The sequence below is a fragment of the Anaerosalibacter sp. Marseille-P3206 genome, from assembly GCF_900155565.1.
In the GTDB taxonomy this organism is placed as follows: Bacteria; Bacillota; Clostridia; order Tissierellales; family Sporanaerobacteraceae; genus FUHM01.
The window spans coordinates 1,308,245-1,332,813 of sequence record NZ_FUHM01000002.1 but is presented as its reverse complement, the minus strand read 5'-3'; the positions used below and the strand labels follow the sequence as shown (position 1 = coordinate 1,332,813).

General features: G+C 30.7%; 24 protein-coding genes. 20 read left to right on the top strand and 4 right to left on the bottom strand.

The genetic code is table 11. The features are described 5' to 3' along the window. Positions 1–63 precede the first annotated feature (63 nt). From BQ9840_RS07740 to BQ9840_RS07730, 3 genes are all read left to right on the top strand, one after another. Complete coding sequence (locus tag BQ9840_RS07740) at positions 64–651, top strand: glycoside hydrolase family 73 protein (RefSeq protein ID WP_077369246.1); 588 nt, start codon at positions 64–66, stop codon at positions 649–651. A 165-nt stretch (positions 652–816) separates the two neighbouring features. Further along, positions 817–1,386, top strand: coding sequence for a competence protein ComK (locus BQ9840_RS07735; RefSeq protein ID WP_159436117.1), 570 nt, complete (start codon positions 817–819; stop codon positions 1,384–1,386). 106 nt (positions 1,387–1,492) lie between these two features. Next, positions 1,493–2,476 carry a DUF2971 domain-containing protein gene (locus tag BQ9840_RS07730; RefSeq protein WP_159436116.1) on the top strand — a complete coding sequence of 328 codons (984 nt, stop codon included), beginning with the start codon at positions 1,493–1,495 and terminating at the stop codon, positions 2,474–2,476. Positions 2,477–2,509: 33 nt separating this feature from the next. Here the strand turns inward: BQ9840_RS07730 and BQ9840_RS07725 are convergent, their stop codons facing one another. Beyond that, complete coding sequence (locus BQ9840_RS07725) at positions 2,510–4,201, bottom strand: peptide ABC transporter substrate-binding protein (RefSeq protein WP_077369243.1); 1,692 nt, start codon at positions 4,199–4,201, stop codon at positions 2,510–2,512. Between the two features lie 225 nt (positions 4,202–4,426). On the opposite strand from BQ9840_RS07725, the gene BQ9840_RS07720 reads away from it, so the two are divergent. From BQ9840_RS07720 to BQ9840_RS07705, 4 genes are read left to right on the top strand one after another with little or no spacing between them, the layout of a single operon-like run. Next, entirely contained in the window at positions 4,427–5,371 is a 945-nt protein-coding gene (locus tag BQ9840_RS07720; RefSeq protein WP_077369242.1) for an ABC transporter permease, read from the top strand. Next, complete coding sequence (locus tag BQ9840_RS07715) at positions 5,372–6,310, top strand: ABC transporter permease (protein ID WP_077369241.1); 939 nt, start codon at positions 5,372–5,374, stop codon at positions 6,308–6,310. 14 nt (positions 6,311–6,324) lie between these two features. After that, positions 6,325–7,341 (top strand): ABC transporter ATP-binding protein, encoded by a 1,017-nt coding sequence (locus tag BQ9840_RS07710; protein WP_077369240.1) that lies wholly within the window; start codon positions 6,325–6,327, stop codon positions 7,339–7,341. A gap of 2 nt (positions 7,342–7,343) precedes the next feature. After that, complete coding sequence (locus BQ9840_RS07705; RefSeq protein ID WP_077369239.1) at positions 7,344–8,297, top strand: ABC transporter ATP-binding protein; 954 nt, start codon at positions 7,344–7,346, stop codon at positions 8,295–8,297. Between the two features lie 83 nt (positions 8,298–8,380). Here BQ9840_RS07705 and BQ9840_RS07700 read toward each other — a convergent pair whose 3' ends face one another. Beyond that, complete coding sequence (locus tag BQ9840_RS07700; RefSeq protein ID WP_077368785.1) at positions 8,381–9,898, bottom strand: IS1182 family transposase; 1,518 nt, start codon at positions 9,896–9,898, stop codon at positions 8,381–8,383. 272 nt (positions 9,899–10,170) lie between these two features. On the opposite strand from BQ9840_RS07700, the gene BQ9840_RS07695 reads away from it, so the two are divergent. Genes BQ9840_RS07695 through BQ9840_RS07680 form a run of 4 tightly spaced genes read left to right on the top strand, consistent with a single transcriptional unit; the run spans position 10,171 to position 13,538 of the window. Further along, positions 10,171–11,124, top strand: coding sequence for a phosphate ABC transporter substrate-binding protein (locus BQ9840_RS07695; RefSeq protein ID WP_077369238.1), 954 nt, complete (start codon positions 10,171–10,173; stop codon positions 11,122–11,124). A 40-nt stretch (positions 11,125–11,164) separates the two neighbouring features. Beyond that, positions 11,165–12,028, top strand: a complete 864-nt coding sequence (gene pstC, locus BQ9840_RS07690) for a phosphate ABC transporter permease subunit PstC (protein ID WP_077369237.1) — start codon at positions 11,165–11,167, stop codon at positions 12,026–12,028. 19 nt (positions 12,029–12,047) lie between these two features. Further along, the gene (locus BQ9840_RS07685; protein WP_077369236.1) at positions 12,048–12,884 is read left to right on the top strand and encodes a PstA family ABC transporter permease; all 837 of its coding nucleotides are present in this window, start codon (positions 12,048–12,050) and stop codon (positions 12,882–12,884) included. Continuing rightward, positions 12,885–13,538: a phosphate ABC transporter ATP-binding protein gene (locus tag BQ9840_RS07680; protein WP_077369235.1), complete on the top strand. Its 654-nt coding sequence runs from the start codon at positions 12,885–12,887 to the stop codon at positions 13,536–13,538. It begins immediately after the preceding gene. Positions 13,539–13,586: 48 nt separating this feature from the next. Here the strand turns inward: BQ9840_RS07680 and BQ9840_RS07675 are convergent, their stop codons facing one another. Beyond that, on the bottom strand, positions 13,587–13,904 hold the full coding sequence (locus BQ9840_RS07675) for a hypothetical protein (protein WP_077369234.1): 318 nt from the start codon (positions 13,902–13,904) through the stop codon (positions 13,587–13,589). 330 nt (positions 13,905–14,234) lie between these two features. On the opposite strand from BQ9840_RS07675, the gene BQ9840_RS07670 reads away from it, so the two are divergent. From BQ9840_RS07670 to BQ9840_RS13090, 8 genes are all read left to right on the top strand, one after another. Then, positions 14,235–17,183: an Eco57I restriction-modification methylase domain-containing protein gene (locus tag BQ9840_RS07670; protein ID WP_159436115.1), complete on the top strand. Its 2,949-nt coding sequence runs from the start codon at positions 14,235–14,237 to the stop codon at positions 17,181–17,183. A 1-nt stretch (position 17,184) separates the two neighbouring features. Next, on the top strand, positions 17,185–17,841 hold the full coding sequence (locus BQ9840_RS07665) for a hypothetical protein (RefSeq protein WP_077369232.1): 657 nt from the start codon (positions 17,185–17,187) through the stop codon (positions 17,839–17,841). Between the two features lie 547 nt (positions 17,842–18,388). After that, positions 18,389–18,649: a hypothetical protein gene (locus BQ9840_RS07660; RefSeq protein ID WP_077369231.1), complete on the top strand. Its 261-nt coding sequence runs from the start codon at positions 18,389–18,391 to the stop codon at positions 18,647–18,649. Beyond that, complete coding sequence (locus BQ9840_RS07655) at positions 18,642–19,043, top strand: retropepsin-like aspartic protease (protein ID WP_077369230.1); 402 nt, start codon at positions 18,642–18,644, stop codon at positions 19,041–19,043. The genes BQ9840_RS07660 and BQ9840_RS07655 overlap by 8 nt, the downstream gene beginning before the upstream one ends. 53 nt (positions 19,044–19,096) lie before the next feature. Next, a complete protein-coding gene (locus BQ9840_RS13095) occupies positions 19,097–19,231 on the top strand; it encodes a ParA family protein (RefSeq protein ID WP_077369229.1) in 135 nt (44 codons plus the stop codon). A gap of 298 nt (positions 19,232–19,529) precedes the next feature. Further along, positions 19,530–20,399 (top strand): macro domain-containing protein, encoded by an 870-nt coding sequence (locus tag BQ9840_RS07645; RefSeq protein ID WP_077369228.1) that lies wholly within the window; start codon positions 19,530–19,532, stop codon positions 20,397–20,399. Continuing rightward, complete coding sequence (locus BQ9840_RS07640) at positions 20,399–20,812, top strand: DarT ssDNA thymidine ADP-ribosyltransferase family protein (RefSeq protein ID WP_077369227.1); 414 nt, start codon at positions 20,399–20,401, stop codon at positions 20,810–20,812. Before BQ9840_RS07645 ends, BQ9840_RS07640 begins: the two co-directional genes overlap by 1 nt. Further along, positions 20,772–20,897 (top strand): transposase, encoded by a 126-nt coding sequence (locus tag BQ9840_RS13090; RefSeq protein WP_077369226.1) that lies wholly within the window; start codon positions 20,772–20,774, stop codon positions 20,895–20,897. Before BQ9840_RS07640 ends, BQ9840_RS13090 begins: the two co-directional genes overlap by 41 nt. Positions 20,898–20,914: 17 nt before the next feature. On the opposite strand, the gene BQ9840_RS07630 is transcribed toward BQ9840_RS13090, so the two are convergent. Beyond that, positions 20,915–22,207 (bottom strand): S8 family peptidase, encoded by a 1,293-nt coding sequence (locus tag BQ9840_RS07630; protein ID WP_077369225.1) that lies wholly within the window; start codon positions 22,205–22,207, stop codon positions 20,915–20,917. A 318-nt stretch (positions 22,208–22,525) separates the two neighbouring features. Between BQ9840_RS07630 and BQ9840_RS07625 the strand changes: the two genes are divergently transcribed. After that, positions 22,526–24,568: an ATP-dependent nuclease gene (locus BQ9840_RS07625; RefSeq protein ID WP_077369224.1), complete on the top strand. Its 2,043-nt coding sequence runs from the start codon at positions 22,526–22,528 to the stop codon at positions 24,566–24,568. Position 24,569: the final 1 nt, after the last annotated feature.

Sequence of the window (24,569 nt, the reverse complement as noted above, 5' to 3'; positions counted from 1 at the left end):
AACTCAGTTTGCATGGTAAAAAAACTTATTATTCCCTCATATATTATATGAGGAGGGAATAATATGAACAAGAATGAATTTATAGAAAGCATATCTAAGGTTTCGATGAAGAATTATGATGAATATAGGATATTGCCTAGTTTGGCTGTGGCTCAAGCTGTACTTGAATCAAGCTGGGGAAAATATCATATTCAGAATAATATTTACGGCATAAAGGCAGGGAAAAGCTGGGCTGGAAAAGTAGCTATAATAAAGACAAAGGAATGGGATGGTACAAAGTATATTACTAAGGAAGATAGATTTAGAGTATATGATAGTTTTGAGGAGAGTGTGATTGACTATTTAAAACTGCTGGGAAAAACTAATAGGTATGAAAAGGTAGGAAAGGCTAAGGATTATAAAGAAGCTTGTAGATTTGTTTATGAATGTGGATATGCCACAGACCCTAAGTATAGTGAAAAGCTAATAAATATTATTGAGGCAAATAAACTATATTTATATGATGAGAAAATTAAATCCATAAGTGATTGGGCTGTAGAATCATGGGATTGGGCAATAGAAAAAGGCATTGTTGATGGTAAGCGGCCTAAGGATTGTGCTACAAGAGAAGAAGTAGTAACTATGCTGTATAGATTTTCTAAAATATTATAGTGATTTTAAAAAACTCTAAGACATGTAAGGTCTTGGGGTTTTTTAAAAATATTAATAATTACTATTGAAACATATGTTCGACTAGTATATAATAATTATAAGGAATGGTGGCTACTTATTCAAAAGGGTAAACAGATGAAAAATTGTATTAAGGGAGGGGATCTTTTGAATTTAGAAAGTATAATATCTGAGGAACTGATGGCTTTTCTTCCAGTGTATACGCCATCAAAAGGGGATTGTACTAAATTGTATACAAAACAAGGGGGAGTTTATGAAGTTCAAAAAAACAGTAGAACTGTTTTGAGTCAGTTGTGTAAATATTATTTTATTGATTTAGAAGCTGTGAAAAAATATTATGGGAATATATTGTATATTAAAAACTCAATACCCATCCCCTTTACTGGAGAGGATGTGTTTGTTTATATTAAGGTTAGAAAACCTATTTGCAAAAATGACAGTGCTTCCGGATTTGTAAATATAAGATATATCGATAGAGTGTTAAAAGAAGAGGATAGTGTATTAATAGAACTTGTCAATCACGAGAAGATTGAATGTTTATGTTCTATCCAAGTTATTAATAAGCATATTAAAAATGGGCATATAGTAAAAGAATTGTACAGGGAAAAGCAAAGGTGTGTGACTATAAATGAAAAAGACCCTTACAATCAATACAATAAGCCTATTACAATTGGGGATATAGTTTTTTTGGCAGAACAGATAAAAAGCCAATGGTAAGGACATGGGGACAGGTTCACTGTCCCTTTTTGACTGGCTTTTTTGAATTATATTGGTATTAATAATGGAAAAGTAATAGATAATAATGGTGGATGGGAGGGATCTTATGGAGGATCTAAAACAAATCAAGGAAAAATTGATGGACATATACAGGGGAGGAGAGATTCAAAAGAATCTTGAAAATAAAAATGACCAAAGAGATATTATTTATTATTATACTAATGTATTTGCATTAAAAAACATATTGGAAAATGAAACTTTGTGGTTTTCTAGTGGAAAATATATGAATGATAGCACTGATCTAAACTATAGCATAGGCTTAATAAGAGAGATTAGTGATGAAATATTAGCTAATGAAAGACAAAAATCTTGTGAAAATGGTTTGGAGATGTATGAAAAGGATGTTTTTTTAAAAGAAAAAGTTGAATTATTAATAGAAAAAATAGATAATAAGCTAAACAATGTGTTTTTGCTTTCAACGTCTAAAAGTCCAGATTCCTTAACTCTGTGGGCTAACTATTCAACTCATGATGGCTATAATATAGGTATGGAGAAGCCTAAGGTGAAATCCATGATTGAGGGAACAGAAAGGTTTAGCATATTTTGCTATGATGTGATCTATGATCAGAAAAGGCAAAATGAAATCATAAGAGAATACATAAGTATACTGTATAATGATTTGCGTCCTAAGTATTTATTGGAGAAGGATGAATATGCTAGGGAGTATATAAATGGAGAGATACTTGAGTCTATTGCGGATCAATTGAGTATTTATTCAATATTTATAAAAAATCCTAGCTTTAAACAGGAAGAAGAATATAGAATTGCCTTAGTAAATTTAGATGAAAGGGATATTAGAGATATATTAAAATTTAGAATTAGTAATGGAGTATTTATTCCCTATATTGAAATTAAATTCAATAATTCTGAAGATAATGAAGTGAGATTATTGCCTTTAAAAGAAGTAACAATAGGCCCTAAGAATAGCTTAGACATTGCTGAATATGGATTAAAGAATATGTTTGAGATGGCAAACTATAATATTAATGAAATAGCTATCAATAAATCATCTATACCACTTAGGTATTAGGAGAAAGGGGACAGTGAACCTGTCCCCTTGTCCTTATTTTTCAATATATGCGTATTTAACTACTCTATATCCAAAATCTGGTTCCATAACTCCTTTAACATATTTGTGTTTATAAGTGTTTTTAGTTAAATATGAATAAGGGATTATGGCACAATCATCTTTAACTAATATTTCTTCTGCTCTTTTAAATTTCTCTAATCTTTCTTTTTCATCAAGACTTAATGAAGCTTCTTTTACTAAAGTATCATATTCTGGATTAGACCAAGCTATAGGAACAATTTTTGTACCTGTTAACCATAAGTCTAAGAATGCACTTGGGTCGTCATGAGAAACACCCCAAGATTTGTATCCTATTTCATAGTCTAGTTGCCTATTTCTTTCTTGGAATACTGGCCATTCTGTAGGATCTAATTCGATGTTTACTCCTAGTTTTTCGTTGAATGTTTGTTGTAAGTATTCCCCAAATTCTTTTTCTTCACTTGTTCCAGGTAGCATAATAGTTACTGTAACTTTGCTTGGGTCTTCATCCATTCCTAATTCTTTTAATCCTTCGATCAATAATGCTTTAGGATCTGGATTTTCTTTGATTAATTCTTGTACTGGATCTCCTGCTTCTTTTCTAAAATTCTTTCCGTTGACATTGATAGGTGGAGCGATCCATCCATAAGCTGCCTCATTTAGACCTTGATATATAGATTTTTGTATTTCTTCTCTATCTACTGCTATAGAGAAAGCTTTTCTTACTTTTGGATTTGAAAAAGGTTTTACTTCTTGATTAAAAAACATATACTCTGTTCTTGGTAATGGAGTAGTAAGTTTGTCAAATTTATCTTCTTTGTCTAGTCTTTCAATCCATTCTGGGCTGCTAACCTCTGCAATGTCTATAGTTCCATTTTCTAGTTCTCCCATTATAGCAGTTTCTTCAGTTATAATTTTGATAACTAATTTATCTAATTTAACAGAATCCTTATCCCAATAAGTATCATTTTTAGATAAAACTATTTGGTTATTATGTACCCACTCATCTATAACAAAAGGGCCACAGAATATTAATTTATCTCCTTCTGTACCATATGAACTACCATATTGTTCATGAATATCTTTTCTTTGTGGGTGCATTTCCCTAGCTGATGTTAAATTTAAGAAATATGGTACTGGGTATTCAAGAGTGATTTTTAAAGTTTTTTCATCTATTGCTTCTGCTCCAGCTTCGGAAACATCCATTTTTCCATCGATTATGGCTTGAGCATTTTTTATATGTTTTAATAACATAGCAATAGGTGAAGCTGTTTTAGGATCCAAAGTTCTTTGAATTCCATAAACGAAATCTTCAGCAACTAAGTCTTTGCCGTCAGACCATTTTGCATCTCTTAAATGGAATGTCCATTCTAATCCATCCTCGCTTTGTTCCCAAGTTTCAGCAGCGGCAGGTTTTATAACGTTTTTTCCGTCTTCATCTACTTCTAATCGTGTAAGGGTTTCTGTAACTTGGTCTATAACGTATCCAGAGTTAATATCAGAAGCTTTAGATGGGTCTAGAGTATCAGGTTCTGAATCTAAAGCTACATTTAGGATTTGTTCTACTTCTTCGTTTTTCATATCATTTTGCTGATCTTGAGTTTCATTGTTTTCAGTTATATCTTTATCTTTTCCACAACCAGTTAATAAAGCTCCTAATGCTAAAGCTAGGACTAGGAACAAAGAGATTACTCTTCTTTTGTTCATAAAAAAGCCTCCCTTGATATTTTTTAAATATTTTTAATTTAAACAATGGTTAGTATATCATGACCGTCATATGCTATCAAATAGAAAAAAGCTATAGATAATTATTTAAAATTGAAAAGAAAAATAGTATGAATATTAGGGAAAAATCAAAAAAATATAAAAGATAGTGTATAATGTCATGGACAGTTTGTAAATAAATACACTATCTTTAAGGAGGTATAGGAATTGTTGAAGTTTATACTAAAGAGGATAGGCTATGCTATATTGACACTTTTTATAATAGTAACATTAACATTTATTTTAATTAGACTTATACCTGGAAATCCTATAGAAAAAATGACCGAACAATTACCGGAAAACGTGAGGGAAAGCATTTATTCTCAATATGGTTTTGATAAACCTATAATGGTTCAATACAAGCAATTTTGGAAAAAGCTGATTCTAGAAAAGGATTTAGGGGAATCTTTGACCTATAGAGGAAGAAAGGTAACGGATACTATAAAGAAGTTTGCTCCTATTTCTGGGAAGCTTGGTATTCAAGCATTAGTTTTTGGTGTAACTATTGGTATTGTTTTAGGTATAATAGCTGCATTAAATAGGGGTAGATGGCCAGATTATTTGGTCATGTTTATAGCGATACTGGGTATATCCATTCCAAGCTTTGTAATAGCTTCTTTACTGCAATATTTCTTTGCAATAAAATGGGGCTTGTTGCCAACTACCGGATGGGATGGATTTAAATATACTATTCTTCCATCATTGGCCTTGTCTTTTAATTCTATTGCAAAATATGCTCGATATATGAGGGCAAATTGTCTTGATGTTATAAATCAAGACTATATATTGACAGCCAAGGCTAAGGGCGCACCGAGAATTCATATTATAAGAAAACACGTTTTGAGAAATGCGATTTTACCCATCATTACTCTGCTGGGTCCTCAAGTAGCTATGTTATTTGGAGGGTCTTTTGTTATTGAAAGAATTTTTTCAATACCTGGATTAGGCTCATATTTTGTTTCTTCAGTAATAGATAGAGATTACACTATGATAATGGGACAAACCATATTTATTGCCTTTTTATATATTATTTCACTAGTAGTAGTAGATATTTTATACGCATTAATCGATCCAAGAATTAAGATATCAGATGATGGACAAGGAGGGGAATAGATGGAAAGTATTAATTATGCTCAATTAGAGCTTACTGAGGATGATTTTGAAAAAGTAGATAATGACGATTCATCTAAGGAAAAAATCCTAAGACCAAGTATTACATATTGGGAAGATGTATGGAGAAGGCTCAAAAAAAATAAAGTTGCCATATTAGCTATGATAATATTGGCTACGATCTTTTTAATGTGTATAATCGGACCACATTTAACGCCATATGAATACAATATTGGAGATGTATCTAACAAAAATCAATTACCCTCAAAGGAACACTGGTTTGGAACGGACAAACTAGGGCGTGATGTGTTTACTAGGGTATGGATTGGAGGTAGGGTCTCTATTATAGTTGGGCTAATTGGTGCATTTATAGATGTATGTGTAGGCCTACTTTATGGTGGAATTGCAGGATATTTTGGCGGAAAAGTTGATAATATTATGATGAGGATTTTGGAAATATTAGTTAGCGTTCCTTATTTAGTATTGGTTGTTTTGGTTTCGATGATTTTTGGAAAGGGAATACGGTCTTTGATAATAGCCATGACATTGACTGGATGGTGTTATATGGCAAGGCTTGTTAGGGGTCAAATACTGCAAATCAAATCACAGGATTATATTCTGGCTGCCAAAGCTTTGGGGACAAGTCCTTTTAAGATAATAACAAAACATCTTATTCCAAACACATTGGGGGTAATAATTGTTGCGATTACATTTGATATCCCTTCTTTTATATTTGGGGAGGCATTTTTGTCTTATATTGGATTGGGAGTTCAGTCTCCAATGACAAGTTGGGGAGCATTGGCTTCAGATGCACAGCAACATATGGCGTTTTATCCCTATCAATTGTTTTTCCCAGCTCTTATGATAAGTCTTACTATGTTATCATTTCAACTTCTAGGAGATGGATTAAGGGATGCATTAGATCCAAAACTTAGACAATGATAGGAGGTGTGGTAATGGAAGAAATTTTGACAGTTAAAAATCTAAGTGTTTCATTTAATACATATGCTGGGGAAGTTAAAGCTGTTAGGAATATTAGTTTTCATTTAAATGTAGGAGAAACATTGGTGGTAGTAGGTGAATCTGGATGTGGAAAGACGGTAACATCCAAGTCTATAGTTCGACTTCTTCCAGAAGATATAACTAATATCAATAGTGAGGCTGAGATAATATTTGATAACAGGGATATTTTGAAGATGAATAAAAAGGAGTTGGAAAACTTAAGGGGTGGAGATATATCTATGATATTTCAAGACCCTATGACATATCTTAATCCTACTATGAAGATAGGGAATCAAATTGCAGAGAGCTTAATATTTCATGAACATATGAACAAAAAAGATGCCCTTGATAAAACGGTAGAAATGCTTGAACTAGTGAAAATTCCAAATGCGAAAAAAAGAGTCACTCAATATCCACATGAGTTTTCCGGTGGTATGAGGCAGAGGGTGATGATTGCAATAGCATTGGCTTGCAATCCTAAAATACTTATTGCAGATGAGCCAACAACAGCTTTAGATGTTACGACTCAAGCTGATATTATGGAGTTGATTGGTGATTTGCAAGAGGAACTTAATACCTCTGTTATGATTATAACTCATGATTTGGGTATAGCGGCAGAAGTAGCAGATAGGATACAAGTTATGTATGCTGGAGAGATAATAGAAAGAGGAACGAAGAAGGAGATATTTGAAAACCCACAGCATCCATATACTTGGGCTCTACTTCAATCTGTCCCAAGCTTAGAAAATAAGAACAAAGAAAAATTGTATTCACTTGGTGGTACACCTCCTGATCTGTTGGAACCACCTAAAGGATGTTCATTCTCAGCAAGATGTGAATATTGTATGAAAATATGTGAAAAAATCAAACCACCAGTTACAAAAATAAGTGATACCCAATCAGTGTCTTGCTGGTTAAAACATTCTTTAGCTCCCAAAACAGAAATGCCAGAGAGCTTAAGGAGGGTTTAAAGATGCAAGATATATTAGTACAGGTCAATAATTTAAGTAAGTATTTTAAGCTCAATAGAAGAGATGTTTTAAAGGCTGTTGATAATATAAATTTCAATATATATAGAAAAGAAACTTTGGGCATAGTTGGAGAGTCAGGTTGTGGAAAAACTACATTAGGTAGGACTATTTTGGGATTGTATAAGGCAACGAGCGGTAATGTATTGTTTGATGGATTGGATGTTCATAAGGCAAATAGAAATGAAAAAAAGGAGTTTAAGAAGAGAGCTCAAATAATACTTCAAGATCCCTATGCATCATTGAATCCAAGAATGACTGTAGCAGATATTATAGCTGAGGGAATAGATGCACAAAGATTATATAGTGGACAGGAAAAAACGGATAGAATCTACGAATTACTTAAATTGGTTGGACTAAACCAAGAACATGCCTCAAGGTTTCCACACGAATTTTCTGGAGGACAGAGACAAAGAATAGGTATAGCGAGAACCTTAGCTGTGGAGCCTGAGTTTATAGTATGCGATGAGCCTATTTCTGCATTAGATGTGTCTATTCAAGCACAAATCGTCAATTTATTGATGGGATTGCAGAAGGAGTTTGGATTGACTTATTTATTTATAGCACATGATTTGTCTATGGTAAGGCATATATCTGATAGGGTTGGGGTTATGTATTTAGGGAATTTAGTAGAACTTGCAAGTAGTGAGGAATTATATGACAATCCATTGCATCCTTATACACAGGCTTTGATATCTGCAATACCTAGTATAGATTTAAATAATACTATGAGTAAGAGGAGGATTAGGATGAAGGGAGAAGTACCAAGTCCTATAAATCCAAAGCCAGGTTGCAGATTTGTAAATCGTTGCAAATATAAAAAGGACATTTGCTATAAGGAAACTCCTAAAATTAAAGAAATTCAAAAAGAACATTTCGTATCTTGCCACAAACTTTAAAAGAAATAGGGGACAGTGAACCTGTCCGAGGCCACTGAAAAAGTGCCCTTTTAATAACACCTTAATCCTAAAATAATTATTTTCTAATAAAATACCAATTTAAATCTAAAAAACTTCATAATAAAAGAGAATTTAGAGGATAGTATGCTTGCTATCCTCTTTAAATTAACTGCTATTGCAGTTAATTTTGCTTGCGTGGACATGCTTCTTAAACCGTACCCTCGAGCACGGTTTAATCCATGATGATTTTTCATTTCACCATTTTTCCCTTCATGGCAAGCTCTTTTTTTGTATTTTTCTTTGAATCCATCTGTTTTTTGTTCTTGGCTGTATCCATAAAATTCAGGAGTGTTTATACCTACTTCAAGAATCTTACCAATATTTTTGCCAGTTTTGCACTCTTCTCTTTTACTACAATTCCTGCACTTTTCCTTTTCAAAGTAATATTTATATGTCTCTTTTCCGCTTTTGTCTTTTCTATGTTTTTTTCTTATTGTTATGTTTCCTTGGCTACAAAACCATTCATCTGAATCTTTGTTGTAACTAAATATTTCTTCATCTATTTTATATGACATTTCACTTATTGGGATATATGCCTTTGCTTCTATTTCCTTTATTTTATCTAATATGGGCTTTCTAAAATATGCTTTATCTCCAAAGACTTCTTCTACTTTTAGACCTGTTTGATTAGTCAATTCTATTAATTTATCAAAGTTTGTTCCATCTACATATTCTCCACTTTTTACTGTTACTGCTGTTATTATCCTCTCATCAGTTGTCATCATAAATTCTGTTTTATATCCAAAAAAACGTTCTGTTTTACTTTTATGCCCGACTCTTGCTTCTTGGTCAACTATTGATCTAACTCCTCTTTGTTCTATGAATTTTGGATCTTTTAATATTTCTTTTGCATTTTCCAAAACTTTTATTGTTTTAGGATTTTCCTCTTGATTAACAATGTTTTCAACTTTTTCAATTTCTTTTTCAAGATAATCCTTCATAGTTTTCTTTGCTTCTTTATGATTTTCAATTTGTTTGTAATCTGGAATATCTTTATCTATATTTTTAGGTAGTTCTCCTGATTCTTCTTCATAAGTTTTAAATATTTTCTTTGCTAAGTGTTTTATTACTCTTTCAGGAGTAGCTTTGAAAGTATTAGCTTCTGTATGGGTTGCATCTATGCTAATACCAGTATCTTTAATTATTCCTTTTTCTATGCACTGTCTTACAATTTCAGTTATTATTTGATCTAATGTTATATCATTTAATCTATGTACTCTAAATTTAGATAGTAAACTTGAATCTGGCAAATCGTCATCTGGATTTATTCCTAAAAACCACATAAATGCTAAGTTTAATGAACATTCTTCAATTAGCTTTTCATCCGACAAATTGTACAAGTACTGTAATATCAAAAGTCTAATCATAAGTTCAGGGTCCTTAGCTGGCCTTCCATAGTATTTGTTGTATGATACTTCAAGTAGTTTCGTTACAAAACTTAAGTCTATAGCTTTATTTATTAATTTTAATGTATGATTTTCTGGTATTTTATTATATAATATTGAGTAGATGCTTAATTGATTATTTTTGCCTTTAAGCATTGCAAATCCTCCTTTTGGTTATGTTTTCTTATCAATTACATTATACCAAATTAAGGAGGATTTTGCTTTTCTATTTTATATTTAATTCATCTTACATATTATTACATCGTTTTTCAGTGGCCTCGAACCTGTCCCCTTGTCCTTGTGTCCTTATAGATAAAAACAATAGATTGGCTTTCGTCTATAGATATAATCTATTGGAAATACCAATGGAGAACATATAAAATAAATAATGGAATAGCTAAAGAATAGAAATATTGAGGAGGATACAGATGAAAAAACGAATTAGTTTATTATTATGTATTGTTTTGATGTTTTCAATAATTGTTACTGGATGTGGGAAAGAAGAAGGAAATTCAGTAAATGAAGAAAGTTCAGTGAATGAAGAAAGTACAGCTAATGAGGAAATCAAAGAAGCTGGTGATTTCAAAGCTCAAATGACTTTTAACGGTTCATCAACATTAGCGCCTGTTATGTCAGCAATAGCTACAGATTTCATTGAAGAATATACTACTTGGGACAAAGTTGATTCAAGCTTCCCAGAAGAAAATATAGCTATATATGTTTCAGCTGGAGGTTCCGGTGCAGGCGTAAAAGCTGTTTTAGAAGGAACTAGTGATTTTGGTATGTTAGCTAGAGAAATAAAAGATGAAGAAAAAGAAAAAATAGGGGATATGAATGCCTTCACTCTTGGCATTGATGCATTGACTATTTCAGTTAATCCTGAAAATCCACTATATAAGAAAAAAGATGATTTGAGTTCAGAAGAAATAAAGAAGATTTTCTCAGGAGAATATAAATACTGGGACGAAGTAGATAGTAGCCTTGAACACAAAGAAATAGTAGTAGTAATAAGAGACTTAGGCGGTGGAGCTCATGAAGTATTCCAAAAGAGCATCATGGGAGATACTCAAGTGAGAGAAGATGCTATTCAAGCACCATCAATGGGAGCTTTGGTTACTAAAGTAATAGAAAACAAAGATGCAATAGGATATGCTTCATTTGGTATGGTTAATCAAAATGAAGGGAAATTGATCCCACTAAAAGTTGACGGAGTTGAGCCAACAAAAGAAAATATAGCTAATGGCTCATATAAAATCTCAAGACCACTTATAGTTGTTAAGAAAGGTGAATTGACTAAAGAACAACAAGCATTTATGGATATAGTAACATCAGAAAAAGGTTCAGAAATTATTGAAAAGATGGGCTTTGTGCCAGTAAATTAATTCAAGGGCTTTAGCCCTTGAATTTTTTTGAGGTGATTAGATGAAAAATCTAAAGGAGAATATTTTTAGGATAATAATGAAAACACTAACTGCTATTTCATTATTATTACTTGCCTTTATAGTTATATTTATATTTAAAGAAAGTTTGGTGTTTTTCAAGGAAGTTTCAATTTTTAAGTTTGTCTCAGGAAGAACTTGGAATCCTTTGGGCTCACCAGATGAATTGTCAATATTGCCTATAATATTAGGCACTATATATGTATCATTAATAGGAATTTTGATAGCATTACCTATAGGAGTTGGTAGTGCTGTTGTATTATCTAGCTATACAAATGAAAAGTTGAAAAGAATAGCGAGAAGCATTATAGATATATTGGCTGGCATACCTTCAGTTGTATACGGATTTGTAGGATTATTGGTGTTGGTGAAATTCTTCGAAGTCAAGTTTTCCTTCGCCTCTGGAGAGTCTGTATTGGCAGGAGGAGTTCTACTTTCAATAATGATGCTTCCTTTTATAATATCTACATGTGATGAGTCTATGGAAAAGGTGTATAGAGATTATATTCAGTATTCTAACGCCTTAGGAGTTTCTAAAAGCTATATGATAAGAAAGATAATATTACCTCAAAGTAGGAAGAGTATTTTGGCTAGTATAGTTCTAGCATTAGGTAGAGGAATGGGTGAAACTATGGCAGTTATGATGGTCATAGGAAATGCACCTATTATGCCAAAGCTACTCAAAAAGTGCCAAACTATCCCTTCTCTTATTGCCCTTGAAATGGGAATGGCAGAGGTAGGAAGTCTACACTATTATGCACTATTTGCTTCAGGTTTTGTGCTTATTATTATATTACTCATCATAAATACTATACTGTATTTTATCAAAAAGAACATAGATATTTAAAATATAAGGACTGATGGAAATGAGTGAAAAGTTAAAGGACTATATATTTAAAATATGGATTGTACTAAGTACATTAGCAGTAGTAACTGCGGTTTTATTTATATTGGGATATATTTTCAAGAATGGTGCTAATACCATCAATATGGAATTCATATTTGACAATCCCAAAGGCATGCCTATAGGTTCAGAAGGAGGAGTATTTCCAGCTATTGTGGGGAGCCTACTTCTCATGGCCATAGCTTGCATATTTGCTTCTATATTGGCTATTTCAACTGCTATATATACGGTGTTTTATTGTAAGTCCAATAGGATAGCAAGCTTTATACATTTGATTGTTCAGTGTATGGCTGGTATCCCTTCTATAGTGTTAGGATTGTTTGGATATACATTGTTGGTATTGTATCTAGGATTAGGAAGATCATTATTGTCAGCAGGAATTACTTTGGGTATAATGATATTTCCATATATTGAAGTAAGAGTTGAAAAGACCTTGAGGGAAGTGAACAAGTTTGTAGTAGATTCATCCTATGCATTGGGAGTCTCTACAGGCTATATGATATTTAAATTAATATTGCCTTTGTGTAGAACGGATATTGTTTCTGCTATACTATTGGCTGGAGGATTTGCCATGGGAGCCAGTGCCCCTATAATACTCACTGGAGCGGTGATATTTGCCCCCATACCTAAGTTCTTGTCATCTCCTGTGATGGCACTGCCTTTTCATTTGTATATATTGACAGGAGAGGGAATATCCCTTGAAAAGGCTTATGGGACAGCATTAGTTTTGATTATTATTTTGCTTTTGATAAATATTATATCGGTAGTTTTGAATTTAAAGGGAAAGGAGTACAGGTAGATGGATATCATAAAAATAAAGGATTTATCTGTTAGTTATGGAGAGAAGAAAGTGCTTGACAATTTGTCTATGAATATAGAGAAAAATAAGATAACAGCTTTGATAGGTCCATCTGGCTGTGGAAAGTCCACACTTCTTTCAACTTTGAATCTTATGATTGAGGATAATGGTGGGAGTTTTCAAGGAGAGATATTGTTCAAAGACAAGGATATCCGTTCTTACAAAAAAGATGATATAAGAAGAATGATAGGAATGGTATTTCAAAAGCCAACTCCATTTCCATTTTCAATATACAAGAATTTAACCTATGCACCAATATATTATGGAATAAAGGATAAGAATCAGTTAAAAAATATAGTGGAGAGCACCTTAAAAAAGGCAGGCCTCTATGAAGAAGTAAAAAATGATTTGAATATGAAAGCTACCAAGCTTTCAGGAGGGCAACAGCAAAGGCTTTGTATAGCAAGGGCATTGACTGTAGAGCCAGAAGTATTGCTACTAGACGAACCATGTTCTGCACTAGATGCCAAAAATACTGCCAAGATAGAACAAACCCTTTTACAATTTTCCAAAGACTATACTATAATAATAGTAACCCATAATTTAGACCAAGCTGAAAGAATAGCCGACCATATAATTGACGTATCCAACTAATTCAGTAGGAGAGAGCTTTGCTCTCTTTGTCTCCTGTTAGTCACTTATTCAATTATTCTCCAACAATAACATTACAAATAACAATACTAAAAATGTCTCCACAATTGGACTATTGAAAAATTGTGATATATCTTGATTTAACTCACCTTTTTCCTTTTCTCCACTAGGTACATATTTGAAAAGCTTCTCTAGATTTATCATTCCAACACCTTGGCTTTCCTTAGATTCTATCATATCAATGCATGAATCTAATAGTTTTCTTTTACTTTCCTTTTTTATTGGACCACTGTTTTCTGCTGCTACTACAACAACTATTCCACTGTTTACAGCTTTTGATACAGCCTTGCAAAGAGATCCTTTGAACAAGGGTTGTTAGCAGGGCTACTTACTACATGAGTCCAGTGTCCATAAGCGAAAAAATATAATGGCTTGATTTCAATGGGTACAGGGGTTAGGGATGCTGTAGTTTGTAGATATTTCAGTTAAAATTATGAAAAAAATTATTTTTAGTTTAGCGAATTAAAGTTTATATATTAATATAAAGTTAAGGGTAGGTAATTAATTTTGCTTATCTTTTGATTTACAAATTTTTAAAACAAGAAGGACTTTTAAAAAAACTTGTAGAATATATAATATATATGATAATATGTATTATTAAGTATATATTCTAAAAGATAGAATGGAAAGGTGATGATAATGGCACAGGTTTCGAAATCAACAAATTTAATATTAGAAAAGCTAGGATTTATTAATTCGAACAAACTTTACTATAAAAAAGAAATACAAAATTGTGAGGAATTAAATCTTCACCAAAAAAAAGTATTAAATGAATTAGATCCTGTAGCCTTTTTCTGTTTAGATAATAAACCATTTATATTATTTTTTGAAGAAATAAATAATATAAAAGAAATGAGATTATTATCTACAAAAATTTGGAATGCCCAGATACCAATTGTCATCTTTAACAATAATACAGATATTATAATTTATAATGGAAGTATTTTAGAAGAGAATGAAATATTAAAAGATGTAGAAAGTCTTCCTATTAGTGAATGCGATGAAACCTCTAATTTTTCGTATTGGAATATAACTGATAAAAATTTCTGGGTAGAATTTAATAAGAAAAGTCCAGGTAAAGACTTAAATCAAATTATGCTTGAAAACTTAGAATATGTAACTAAAAAGCTAAAGGATGGGTACAATATAGATTTTGCAACGAAACTTATTCTTAGGTTAATTTTCATAAGGTGTTTAATAGATCGTGGAATAGACATTGGCTACAATGGCTTAACATCAGATACCATAGAATCAAGAAAGAATCTACTAAAAATAGTAGAAAACAAAACTGAACTATATAAGTTATTTTATCATTTAAAAAAAAGGTTTAATGGAAACCTATTCGATGTAGATAATAATGAAAATAGTGCAGAACTACCTAATGAAGTATTTATTATTTTAAAAGAATTTTTATCAGGAGAACTAGAGCAAAGTTCTGGCCAATTTTCTATGTTACCACTATACGATTTTAATATAATTCCAGTTGAATTAATAAGTAATATTTATGAAATATTATTAGGGGAGGATAAGCAAAAAAAAGATAAATCATTCTATACACCACCATACCTAGTAGATTTTATATTAACAGAAAACATTGAAAATTTTGTTGTTAATAACGAGACTTGTAAGGTATTGGATCCTTCTTGTGGCTCGGGGATTTTTTTAGTTGGAAGTTTCAGAAAAATGTTAGATATAAATTATTCCAATAATGGATATTTATCAAACGATAATTTAAATAAACTGTTAATTGATAATATATATGGTGTAGATAAAAATGCAGAGGCAATTGATGTTGCAATATTTTCCTTATATTTAACCATTTTGGATTATACCGATCTAAAAAAGTTAAATCATTTTAGATTTCCAAACCTGCTAGGAACAAATTTAATAGTGGCAGACTTTTTTGATGAAGAAATGACCAGTATTTTAAAAGAAAATAAATACGATTTTATATTGGGAAACCCACCCTGGGGCTCTATAAAAGATGAAAAAGGTAGGTTAAATAAATATAGGGAAAAACATAATTATCCACAACAAAACAATGAAATAAGCAGGGATTTTATTATTAGGAGTGCGGAATTTATGGGGGATTCTACAGCTTGTTGTTTAGTAATAACCTCAAAAATATTATATAATGCTGGAAAACAGGCAGTAAATTTTCGAAAATTAATGCTAGAGAATTTTAAAATAATATCAGTAATAGAACTGTCACCTGTGAGAAAGTTGCTTTTTAAAAAGGCAGTTGGACTGGCAGCTATTATAACGTTTAAGAAAACTGATTTAGATTCATCAGATAATAATATAAGATATACATCATTAAAACCTAATGTATTTTTTAAATTATTTAATATTATAGTTAAAGAAAAAAATGACACAAAATTAGTAAATCAACGAATGCTATTAGAGCATGATTGGTTATGGAAAACTTTAGTATATGGAACTATTCATGATTTTGAGATTATTAGGTATCTAGAGGAAAAATATAAAACTATAAATGATGTAATTGAAGAAAGGGGATTAATATGTGGTGGTGGCATACAGGAGAGTGGAAAATATAAAAAGTCTTCAGAACACTTATTAGGTAGAATAATTATAGATTCGAAAAAAATTTCTTCTTTTAGTATAGATTTTAAGGATGCAAGTATTTTTAATAAGACAGAAATTCATAGGCCTAGAAGACCTGAGTTATTCGAACCCCCATATTGTTTAATAAGAACAGGGGCAAATATTAATAATTATAAAATGAGGGCAGTATATTCAGAAAAGGGCTTTATTTATAGAAAAATGACCTATGGTGTGAAAGGTAATAAAAATGATAAGGATACACTTAAAAATTTAGTTGGATTACTGAATTCGTCATTCTACTCGTATTTAAATTTAATGCTGGGGTCTTCAATAGGTATATGGATGGAAATAGTTATATTTGATGAGGTATTCAAATTTCCATATTTAGAAAATAAAGCATTAATAAAAAAAGTAGATGAAATTCAAGAATGTATTGAGAAAAACAAACTAAATGTAGAAATACGCCAACACAATGATGCCAATCCTCTAGATAAACTTATTGAGGAATTAGATATGTTAGTTTTAGAAATGTTTGAATTAGAAAATAATAACTTTGTTGATTATGCAATAAATGTACAGATACCTGAACTTACTAATTTCAATAAGCATAATGCGGTTAAATTGGCAACAAAGAAATCTATGATTGATTATGCTATTATTTTTCAAGAATATTGGACTAAGGTATTAGACCCTGCAGGACTTGAGGGCAGGATTAAAATATATCATAATGTAAAGAGTAGGTATAATATTTTTGAAATGGAATTTATAGAAAAAGCAAATAATATTAATGGAAATGACATCGAATTTATAGAAAAACCAGGGGAACTTAAAGATATTTTCACTAGGTTTATGATTCATGAGATAAATGATGTCTTTTATGATATTAAAGATGTCATAAATTTTGAAGATTCCTCATTTTTCATTATTAAAACAAATGAATATAAAAATTGGCATCCTGCTATTGCTGAAATGGATTTGGCAGCCACAATAGATGCTATATTATTTGAAAGTGAGGAAAAATAATATGGGGGGACTTAAAAATAGGAGATTAAATCAATCTTTAGTGGATGCAATCTTAATGGAGATTATTGATAAGATTTTAAGTTGCTGCAATATAATGGTTGATGATTGTGTAGCAAATGGGGACAAGGTTAGAAATGATGAAGAAGAAATAAGGGATTATTTGCTTGAAAACTATTTAGCCAACAATTCAGTTCGTAGAAAAGTTGGTTTGACTAGATTTTTGTTTCAGGCAGAAGTACGTGAAAGAAAATTGGGTTCACAAAAATATGGAAATATAGATATCAAAATATTAATTCACCCAAATAGTTTTGAAGATACTAGGGCGTATTTTGTAATAGAATGCAAGAGAATAGATGGGTCATCAATATTAAATAAAAAATATATAGATGATGGTGTATATAGGTTTGTTGGTCCTACTGCCTATTACACCACTTATGAAAATAGAAATATAATGTTTGGGTTTATAGTAAAAAAAATAGATATTATTGATAATGTGGGAAAAATTAATTTAATACAAAGGTCAAAAACGGAATTAAGCATTATAGAGGATTTTATAAAAAAGTCAGATAATGTTTATACTGGTAAATATAAATATTGTCATAATGACATTACCCTATATCACATATTTCATGACTTTTCTAAAATAATAGATATATGATGATGAATATAATGACCAGGTTACCAACTAAGAGGGTAACAGAAGCACTTGGACGAAGTATAACATATTGTAGAAAGCAATTAAACAACTTGAAGGATCTGAATATATTAATCTCGGTAAAGAGGATAATTAACTATTCCAATTTCGGAATAGCTTGAAAAAAATAATAACCCTACACGGCCATGCAGAGTGATTAAAACTTTTTAAATCACCATCGTGGCAACCGCACCTTTACGGTATCGATTACCTTGTTCTTGTCATACCACAATAGGTATAATTGTAAACATAATATAAAACAAAATAGAACTAACTGAGTCAGGAGACCGTCACCTGACTCAGCCCCTCATTCATTCAATTATTCTCCAACAATAACATTACAAATAACAATACTAAAAATGTCTCCACAATTGGACTATTGAAAAACTGTGATATGTCTTGATTTAACTCACCTTACTGGAGAAAAAAGCTGAAAAAGGGTAATATATAGATAGAAGATATTTATGATAAAAGAAATTTACAATCTCTTAATCGAAAGGAGTGTATTGTTTTGAAATGGACTGAAGCAGTAAAAAAGCATCCAAATAAATGGTTGTTATTTGAAGCTATAGAAGCATGTTCAAAGGATGGAAAAAGAATCATAGAAGATCTTTCAGTTATTAATTCATTTGATGATAGTAGAGAAGCTTTAAAAGAGTATTCTAAAATGCATAAGAAGGATAAATCAAGGGAGATGTATGTTTATCATACTAAGAATACGGAATTGATAATAGAAGAACGAAGCTGGATAGGAGTTAGGAAATATGGTTAAATTAGATTATAAATATGGTTTGCCATTTTGTGAAATTACAATTGAATATAAGGGTAACTCAATAACATTAGATAATATTTTATTAGATACAGGATCAGGTGGGACAATTTTAAAAATGGATGAAGTTGATAAAATTGGGATTACAATAGAAAAAGAAGATACAATAGAAACTATTTCAGGTGTAGGCGGAATAGAATTTGTATATAAGAAAGAAATTGATAAAATAAGATTTGGAATTTTAACAATAGAAAATTTCAATATTGAAATTGGGGTTATGGATTATGGGTTTGAAATAAATGGAATAATAGGAATGGACTTTATGAAACATATAGGCACAATAATAGATTTAGAAAAAATGATTGTATCTGTTAGAGATAACGATGAAAATAATTAAAACTTAAAAAGAATTATAAACATAAATTAATAAGCTAAGGATTATCCAATATTATGGAGCTCAAATTTAATGGGCTCTTTTTTATTACCCAAAAAGGAGGTAGAAAAACAACTACAGCATTGAACCTAGGGTATGCACTATCTGAAGAAGGGAAGGAGGTAATATTAATTGATTTTGTATACAAGTAAGTCTTACCACTGCCATAGGTTATAATGTAGATAATAAAGTAAATATACAAACACTAATGGTATTAACCATAGAGGAAGAGGAGATAGTCCTCATGGAAATATTGTCAAAGTGAGTCACGGTCCTCTGACTCACTTTTATCTTTTTTAATATAGCTACTTATACTGTTTCATATATTTCTTCTCGTGTAAGGAATCGTTATATAGCAAGGGCTTAAGTTGTTATATATCATTATATTAGATATAATAATATTAATACTAAATTATTATTTATAAGTATATTAAATAAGGAGGAAGGTAGATGCTGACATATATAAAGGGTGACTTGTTCAGCAGCCCAGCGCAAGTATTAGTTAATACAGTGAATACTGTAGGTGTTATGGGTAAAGGTATTGCCTTGGAATTTAAAAAAAGATATCCAGAAATGTTTAAACTATATCAAAAGAAATGTGATGACAAATCTTTTGATATAGGAAAACTTTTATTATGGAAAAGAGGAGAAAAGTGGGTTTTACTATTTCCAACAAAAAAGCATTGGCGTTCACCTTCCAAAATTACATATATAGAGAAGGGATTAGAAAAATTTGTACAATCTTATGAGAAGTTGGGAATTGAGTCTATTGCATTTCCTAAACTAGGATGTGGAAATGGTGGTTTAGATTGGAATGAAGTTGGGCCAATAATGGAAAAATATTTAAAAAACCTCCCAATTCATATATATATATATTTAGATAATTATAAAGAATCAATACCAGAGCATAAAAAAACATTAGAAATTGAGAAATGGTTAAGAAAGAATACTAATTCAATAGGATTTACTTTTATAAAAGAAGAATTACAACATGCTATTAATGAAAATAGTGAACTTTTCATAAATGATAGCTTACTAAAACATATATCCTGGAAGGAAGATGGTATTCATTTAATTAATGGTGATGAAATTGTAATACCAGAGGAGGACTTATGTGATTTTTGGTATTATATTCGTAATGTAGGTGTTATTGAGATAGATAGGCTACCTGAAAGATTTACAAGTTATGGGCCAATAATGCTAGATATACTAAAACGTCTTGATTATGTTCAACCCATTATAATAATGAATAATGATACCGAATCTATTGAAACTAGCAATGGCTATCAGTATATAAGTTCATGGGACGGTGAGAATTAATGGTAAGTTACAGACAAATAATTGAGGAACAGAGACTGAAATTAAATAGAAGCATTAATTGGTGGCCACTATATTTATATCATTTCACAGATGTTCATAATGCAGTAAGTATCATTGATAAAGAATATATCTTTGGCAGGAAATTAGCTTATGATGAAAATCTTATGGTTTCTGATAATGCTAGTGCAAGTGTGATAGAGATTACAGATGAAACGGTATTAAGATATGCAAGATTATACATGCGCCCTAAAACTCCTACCCAATTTCATAATGAAGGACATAAACCAGAAAGTATTAGAGAACGAGGCATAAATGCTAATTGTCCAGTACCAATTTTCTTTTTTCTAGATGCAGAAAAAACCTTATCATTAGATGGAGTTCAGTTTATTGAAAAGGGCTGTAAAAAATCCTGAATTGATGATAAGATTATTAATATTACAGTATTTATACAATTTATCGGATGGAGAGTTAATACTGAGTCAGGGGACCGTCCCCTGACTCAGCTACTCACTCATTCAATTATTCTCCAACAATAACATTACAAATAACAATACTAAAAATGTCTCCACAATTGGACTATTGAAAAATTGTGATATATCTTGATTTAACTCGTTTTTCCCCTTTTCTCCACTAGGTACATCTTTGAAAAGCTTCTCTAGATTTATCATTCCAACACCTTGGCTTTCTTTAGATTCTTTCATATCAGTGCATGAATCCAATAGTTTTCTTTTAACTTCTTTAGGGGATAAGTTTTTGTCTTTTTCAAGCATCAGTGCAACACTACCTGACACAAAAGGTGTAGCCATAGATGTTCCACTTAGTGACACATAGTCATCAGCTTTTTTATTTGACAAGGACATGATATTTACACCTGGAGATACCAAATCAGGTTTAGTAAGTCCATCAATAGTTGGGCCTCTACTGGAAAAAGAAGCTATAGTATCATCACTAGTATCAATAGTTCTCTTATCATCAACAGCTCCTACTGTTATGACATCAGGATTAATGCCTGGGGAAAGTATAGAGCTTGCTAATGGACCACTATTTCCTGCTGCTACTACAACAACTATTCCACTGTTTACAGCTTTTGATACAGCCTTGCAAAGAGGATCCTTTGAACAAGGGTTGTTAGCAGGGCTACCTAATGAAAGGTTAATAACCTTAGTATTGTATTGGGATTTAGTTTCAATAACCCAAGATATAGCTTTAACTATATTTGATGTACTACCACTACCGTTTTCATCAAGGGCTTTTACAGCCAATATATTAGCCTTTGGAGCAACTCCAGCATATTTTCCTCTAGAAGAATATCCATTACTACCTACTATACCGGCTACATGAGTACCGTGTCCGTTATCATCATAGGGAGAGGTCTTGTTGTTTACCAAGTCTTTAAATCCTACAATTCTATCATTTGGTTTCGTTAAGTCATTGTGAGGGCTTACTCCAGTATCTATTACTGCAACGGTGATCCCTTCTCCAAGGTAGTTTTTATCATGAGGTAAGTTGCCTCCTATAGTAGCAGTGCCGATGTCCATCAGGGCAAATACCTGTGAATCAAAGCTTATATATTCTATATTTGGGTCTTCTGCAAGTCTATATATTGCCTCTGTGCTCAAATTACATGATATGCCTCCAATTAGTGGAAGATCATTTTTGATTTTTCCAGACATATTTTGTATCAAACTATTTAAAAGGTTAAAGTCATTATTATTACTTTGTACAATTACCGGTAATACTTCTAGAGCTTGAGAAGATAGTTTTGCACTTAGTATGGGGCATATTTTAGAACTTCTAATTCTTCGCATAATAATATCACCTACCTTGTTCTAGTCTATGCTTACAAGGTTAAGAATGTGTTATTATTTTGTTAATTTCTATGCTTGAATTAAACAAGGAATTGGATTTAGGGAGAAATAATGAGGATGTAATTGACTTTAGTTATATGCTAATTTTGTAAATATTAAGCAAAAAAGAAGGGATTTTGGAAGTTATGTGGAATCTATATATAATGATATGTAAGTTTTATAGATATTTATATTTTACAATCCTAATTTTATTTATACACTTAATGAGGAAATGTATGAATAATCAATTTTAAAGATTTAAAAAACGGGGGGAGGTTTATGTATCTTAAGAGTATTGAAATTACTAATTTTAGGAAATTCGGACAAAAAAATAACAAAGTAGAATTTGTAGATGCTAAAAGTTATAGGGAACAAAGAGAAGGAAAGGAAATAAATGTTGCTCCGACAACGACATTAATAGTTGGTAAAAATAATTCTGGCAAAACAACGATTATTAATGCATTGAATAAACTAATAAATGATAATTGTTTTAAAGCAAATGATTTTAATTTTCTCTATTTAAAAGATTTATTTAATCAATATGGAAGATTTGTAGAAAAAATTGAAACACCGTATCTTCAATTTATAATTTGTATAGGAATTGAAGAAAATAGTACTGATCTAGTTACTAATCTTGTACCTTTTATGGTTTTGGATGATGTTAAAAAATCCGAAGTTGAAATACTTGCGAGATTTGAATTAGAAAACGAAGAAATTTTTAATAGAGATGTAAAGCAACTTTTGGAGAAATATAAAAGTTATCCTGAAAGAATAAAGTTTGATAGATTTTTACAATTAATAGATGATTCGAGATTCAAATTAAATTACTATAATTCAAATGGCGATATTGTAAATAGATTTAATATTAATAATTTAATTGAGTTGAAATCAATTAAAGCGAATAATATTGCAAATGAAAAATGTCTATCAAAAGTTTTTAGCAGAATAATAGAGTATAGATATAAATTATTATTTGCTAAGGATGAGTTGGACTTAGATTCTAAAATTGTTGATATTAATGTTGATCTCACTAAATTAATTGAACAAAGGCATACTAATGAACTAAATGAGTCTTTAAGTAAAATTGAATCAAATGATAAACTTAAGGTACTTTTAAGTGCTGATATAACTTTTAAAAGATTAATGAATAATTTAATCAAGTATGAGTATGTTGAACAAAATATTAATATACCAGAAGATCAATTCGGGTTAGGGTATACGAACTTAATGATGATAATAGCTGATTTAATTGATTATATGGAGAAGTATCCAGAAGACTCTTTTAATAGCAAAGTAAATTTAATCTCTATCGAAGAGCCCGAAACATTTATGCATCCACAGATGCAGGAGTTATTTATAAAGAATATCAATGAAGCAATATCTTCTCTTTTGGAAAGTAGGAATAAAAATGTTAATAGTCAATTAATAATCACTACTCATTCATCCCATATTCTAAACAGCAAAATTCATAGTGGAAATACTTTTAATAATATAAATTATGTAACTATGAAACATAATAATACTCATGTAGTAAATTTATATGATGACGTAGTTATATCTAAAAATACTACAGATAATAACTATAAGCGAGAGAACGATTTAAAATTTCTCAAGAAACATATTAAGTATAAAGTCTCTGAGTTATTTTTTTCAGATGCAATTATTATTGTTGAAGGTATAACAGAAGAGACACTTCTTAAATATTATATTGATAGGGATAATAAACTTAATAAATATTATATATCTATTTTCAACATTGATGGTGCTCATGGCCTTGTTTATCATGAACTAATAAAATTATTGAATGTTCCAACCCTTATAATAACTGATTTAGATATAAAACGACTTGATGAAGAAAAAGAGACCTTTAAACAAATAACTACCTTAAAAAATAGATTGACAACAAACAAGACAATTGAGAAGTATAATAATGGTTCAAATAAATTAGATAATATACCTAAAAGCATGAAAATAGACAACCTATGCATTGTTTATCAAGGCAAGATTGAAGAATATTATGCAACAAGCTTTGAAGAAGCTTTTATATTAACGAACTATAAAAATGTTCTTTTAAATAGTACTATAATTAAGGTAAAACCTAATATTTACAAGAATATTATTAAAGATGAAAGGCGTTTTTCAAAGATAAAAGAAAATTCATATAAACTTCAAGTAAAACTATCTAAAGACAAAAGTAATTTTGCTAATATTTTACTTTATAAGCTTATAACTCAAGGCGAAGATATAGCAATTCCTTCTTTACCACGATATATTGAAGATGGACTTTTATGGTTAGCTAATAGGTTGAGAGGAGGAGATTAAT

What these genes read in the sequence shown, in the direction of transcription:
- BQ9840_RS07640 (WP_077369227.1), top strand. Translation starts at nt 20,399, where the DNA reads ATGGTAAGTTACAGACAAATAATTGAGGAACAGAGACTGAAATTAAAT.
- BQ9840_RS07645 (WP_077369228.1), top strand. Translation starts at nt 19,530, where the DNA reads ATGCTGACATATATAAAGGGTGACTTGTTCAGCAGCCCAGCGCAAGTA.
- BQ9840_RS13095 (WP_077369229.1), top strand. Translation starts at nt 19,097, where the DNA reads ATGGAGCTCAAATTTAATGGGCTCTTTTTTATTACCCAAAAAGGAGGT.
- BQ9840_RS07655 (WP_077369230.1), top strand. Translation starts at nt 18,642, where the DNA reads ATGGTTAAATTAGATTATAAATATGGTTTGCCATTTTGTGAAATTACA.
- BQ9840_RS07700 (WP_077368785.1), bottom strand. Translation starts at nt 9,898, where the DNA reads ATGCTTAAAGGCAAAAATAATCAATTAAGCATCTACTCAATATTATAT.
- BQ9840_RS07730 (WP_159436116.1), top strand. Translation starts at nt 1,493, where the DNA reads ATGGAGGATCTAAAACAAATCAAGGAAAAATTGATGGACATATACAGG.
- BQ9840_RS07725 (WP_077369243.1), bottom strand. Translation starts at nt 4,201, where the DNA reads ATGAACAAAAGAAGAGTAATCTCTTTGTTCCTAGTCCTAGCTTTAGCA.
- BQ9840_RS07680 (WP_077369235.1), top strand. Translation starts at nt 12,885, where the DNA reads ATGGATATCATAAAAATAAAGGATTTATCTGTTAGTTATGGAGAGAAG.
- BQ9840_RS07685 (WP_077369236.1), top strand. Translation starts at nt 12,048, where the DNA reads ATGAGTGAAAAGTTAAAGGACTATATATTTAAAATATGGATTGTACTA.
- BQ9840_RS07705 (WP_077369239.1), top strand. Translation starts at nt 7,344, where the DNA reads ATGCAAGATATATTAGTACAGGTCAATAATTTAAGTAAGTATTTTAAG.
- BQ9840_RS07715 (WP_077369241.1), top strand. Translation starts at nt 5,372, where the DNA reads ATGGAAAGTATTAATTATGCTCAATTAGAGCTTACTGAGGATGATTTT.
- BQ9840_RS07695 (WP_077369238.1), top strand. Translation starts at nt 10,171, where the DNA reads ATGAAAAAACGAATTAGTTTATTATTATGTATTGTTTTGATGTTTTCA.
- BQ9840_RS07710 (WP_077369240.1), top strand. Translation starts at nt 6,325, where the DNA reads ATGGAAGAAATTTTGACAGTTAAAAATCTAAGTGTTTCATTTAATACA.
- BQ9840_RS13090 (WP_077369226.1), top strand. Translation starts at nt 20,772, where the DNA reads ATGGAGTTCAGTTTATTGAAAAGGGCTGTAAAAAATCCTGAATTGATG.
- BQ9840_RS07665 (WP_077369232.1), top strand. Translation starts at nt 17,185, where the DNA reads ATGGGGGGACTTAAAAATAGGAGATTAAATCAATCTTTAGTGGATGCA.
- BQ9840_RS07670 (WP_159436115.1), top strand. Translation starts at nt 14,235, where the DNA reads ATGGCACAGGTTTCGAAATCAACAAATTTAATATTAGAAAAGCTAGGA.
- pstC (WP_077369237.1), top strand. Translation starts at nt 11,165, where the DNA reads ATGAAAAATCTAAAGGAGAATATTTTTAGGATAATAATGAAAACACTA.
- BQ9840_RS07740 (WP_077369246.1), top strand. Translation starts at nt 64, where the DNA reads ATGAACAAGAATGAATTTATAGAAAGCATATCTAAGGTTTCGATGAAG.
- BQ9840_RS07625 (WP_077369224.1), top strand. Translation starts at nt 22,526, where the DNA reads ATGTATCTTAAGAGTATTGAAATTACTAATTTTAGGAAATTCGGACAA.
- BQ9840_RS07630 (WP_077369225.1), bottom strand. Translation starts at nt 22,207, where the DNA reads ATGCGAAGAATTAGAAGTTCTAAAATATGCCCCATACTAAGTGCAAAA.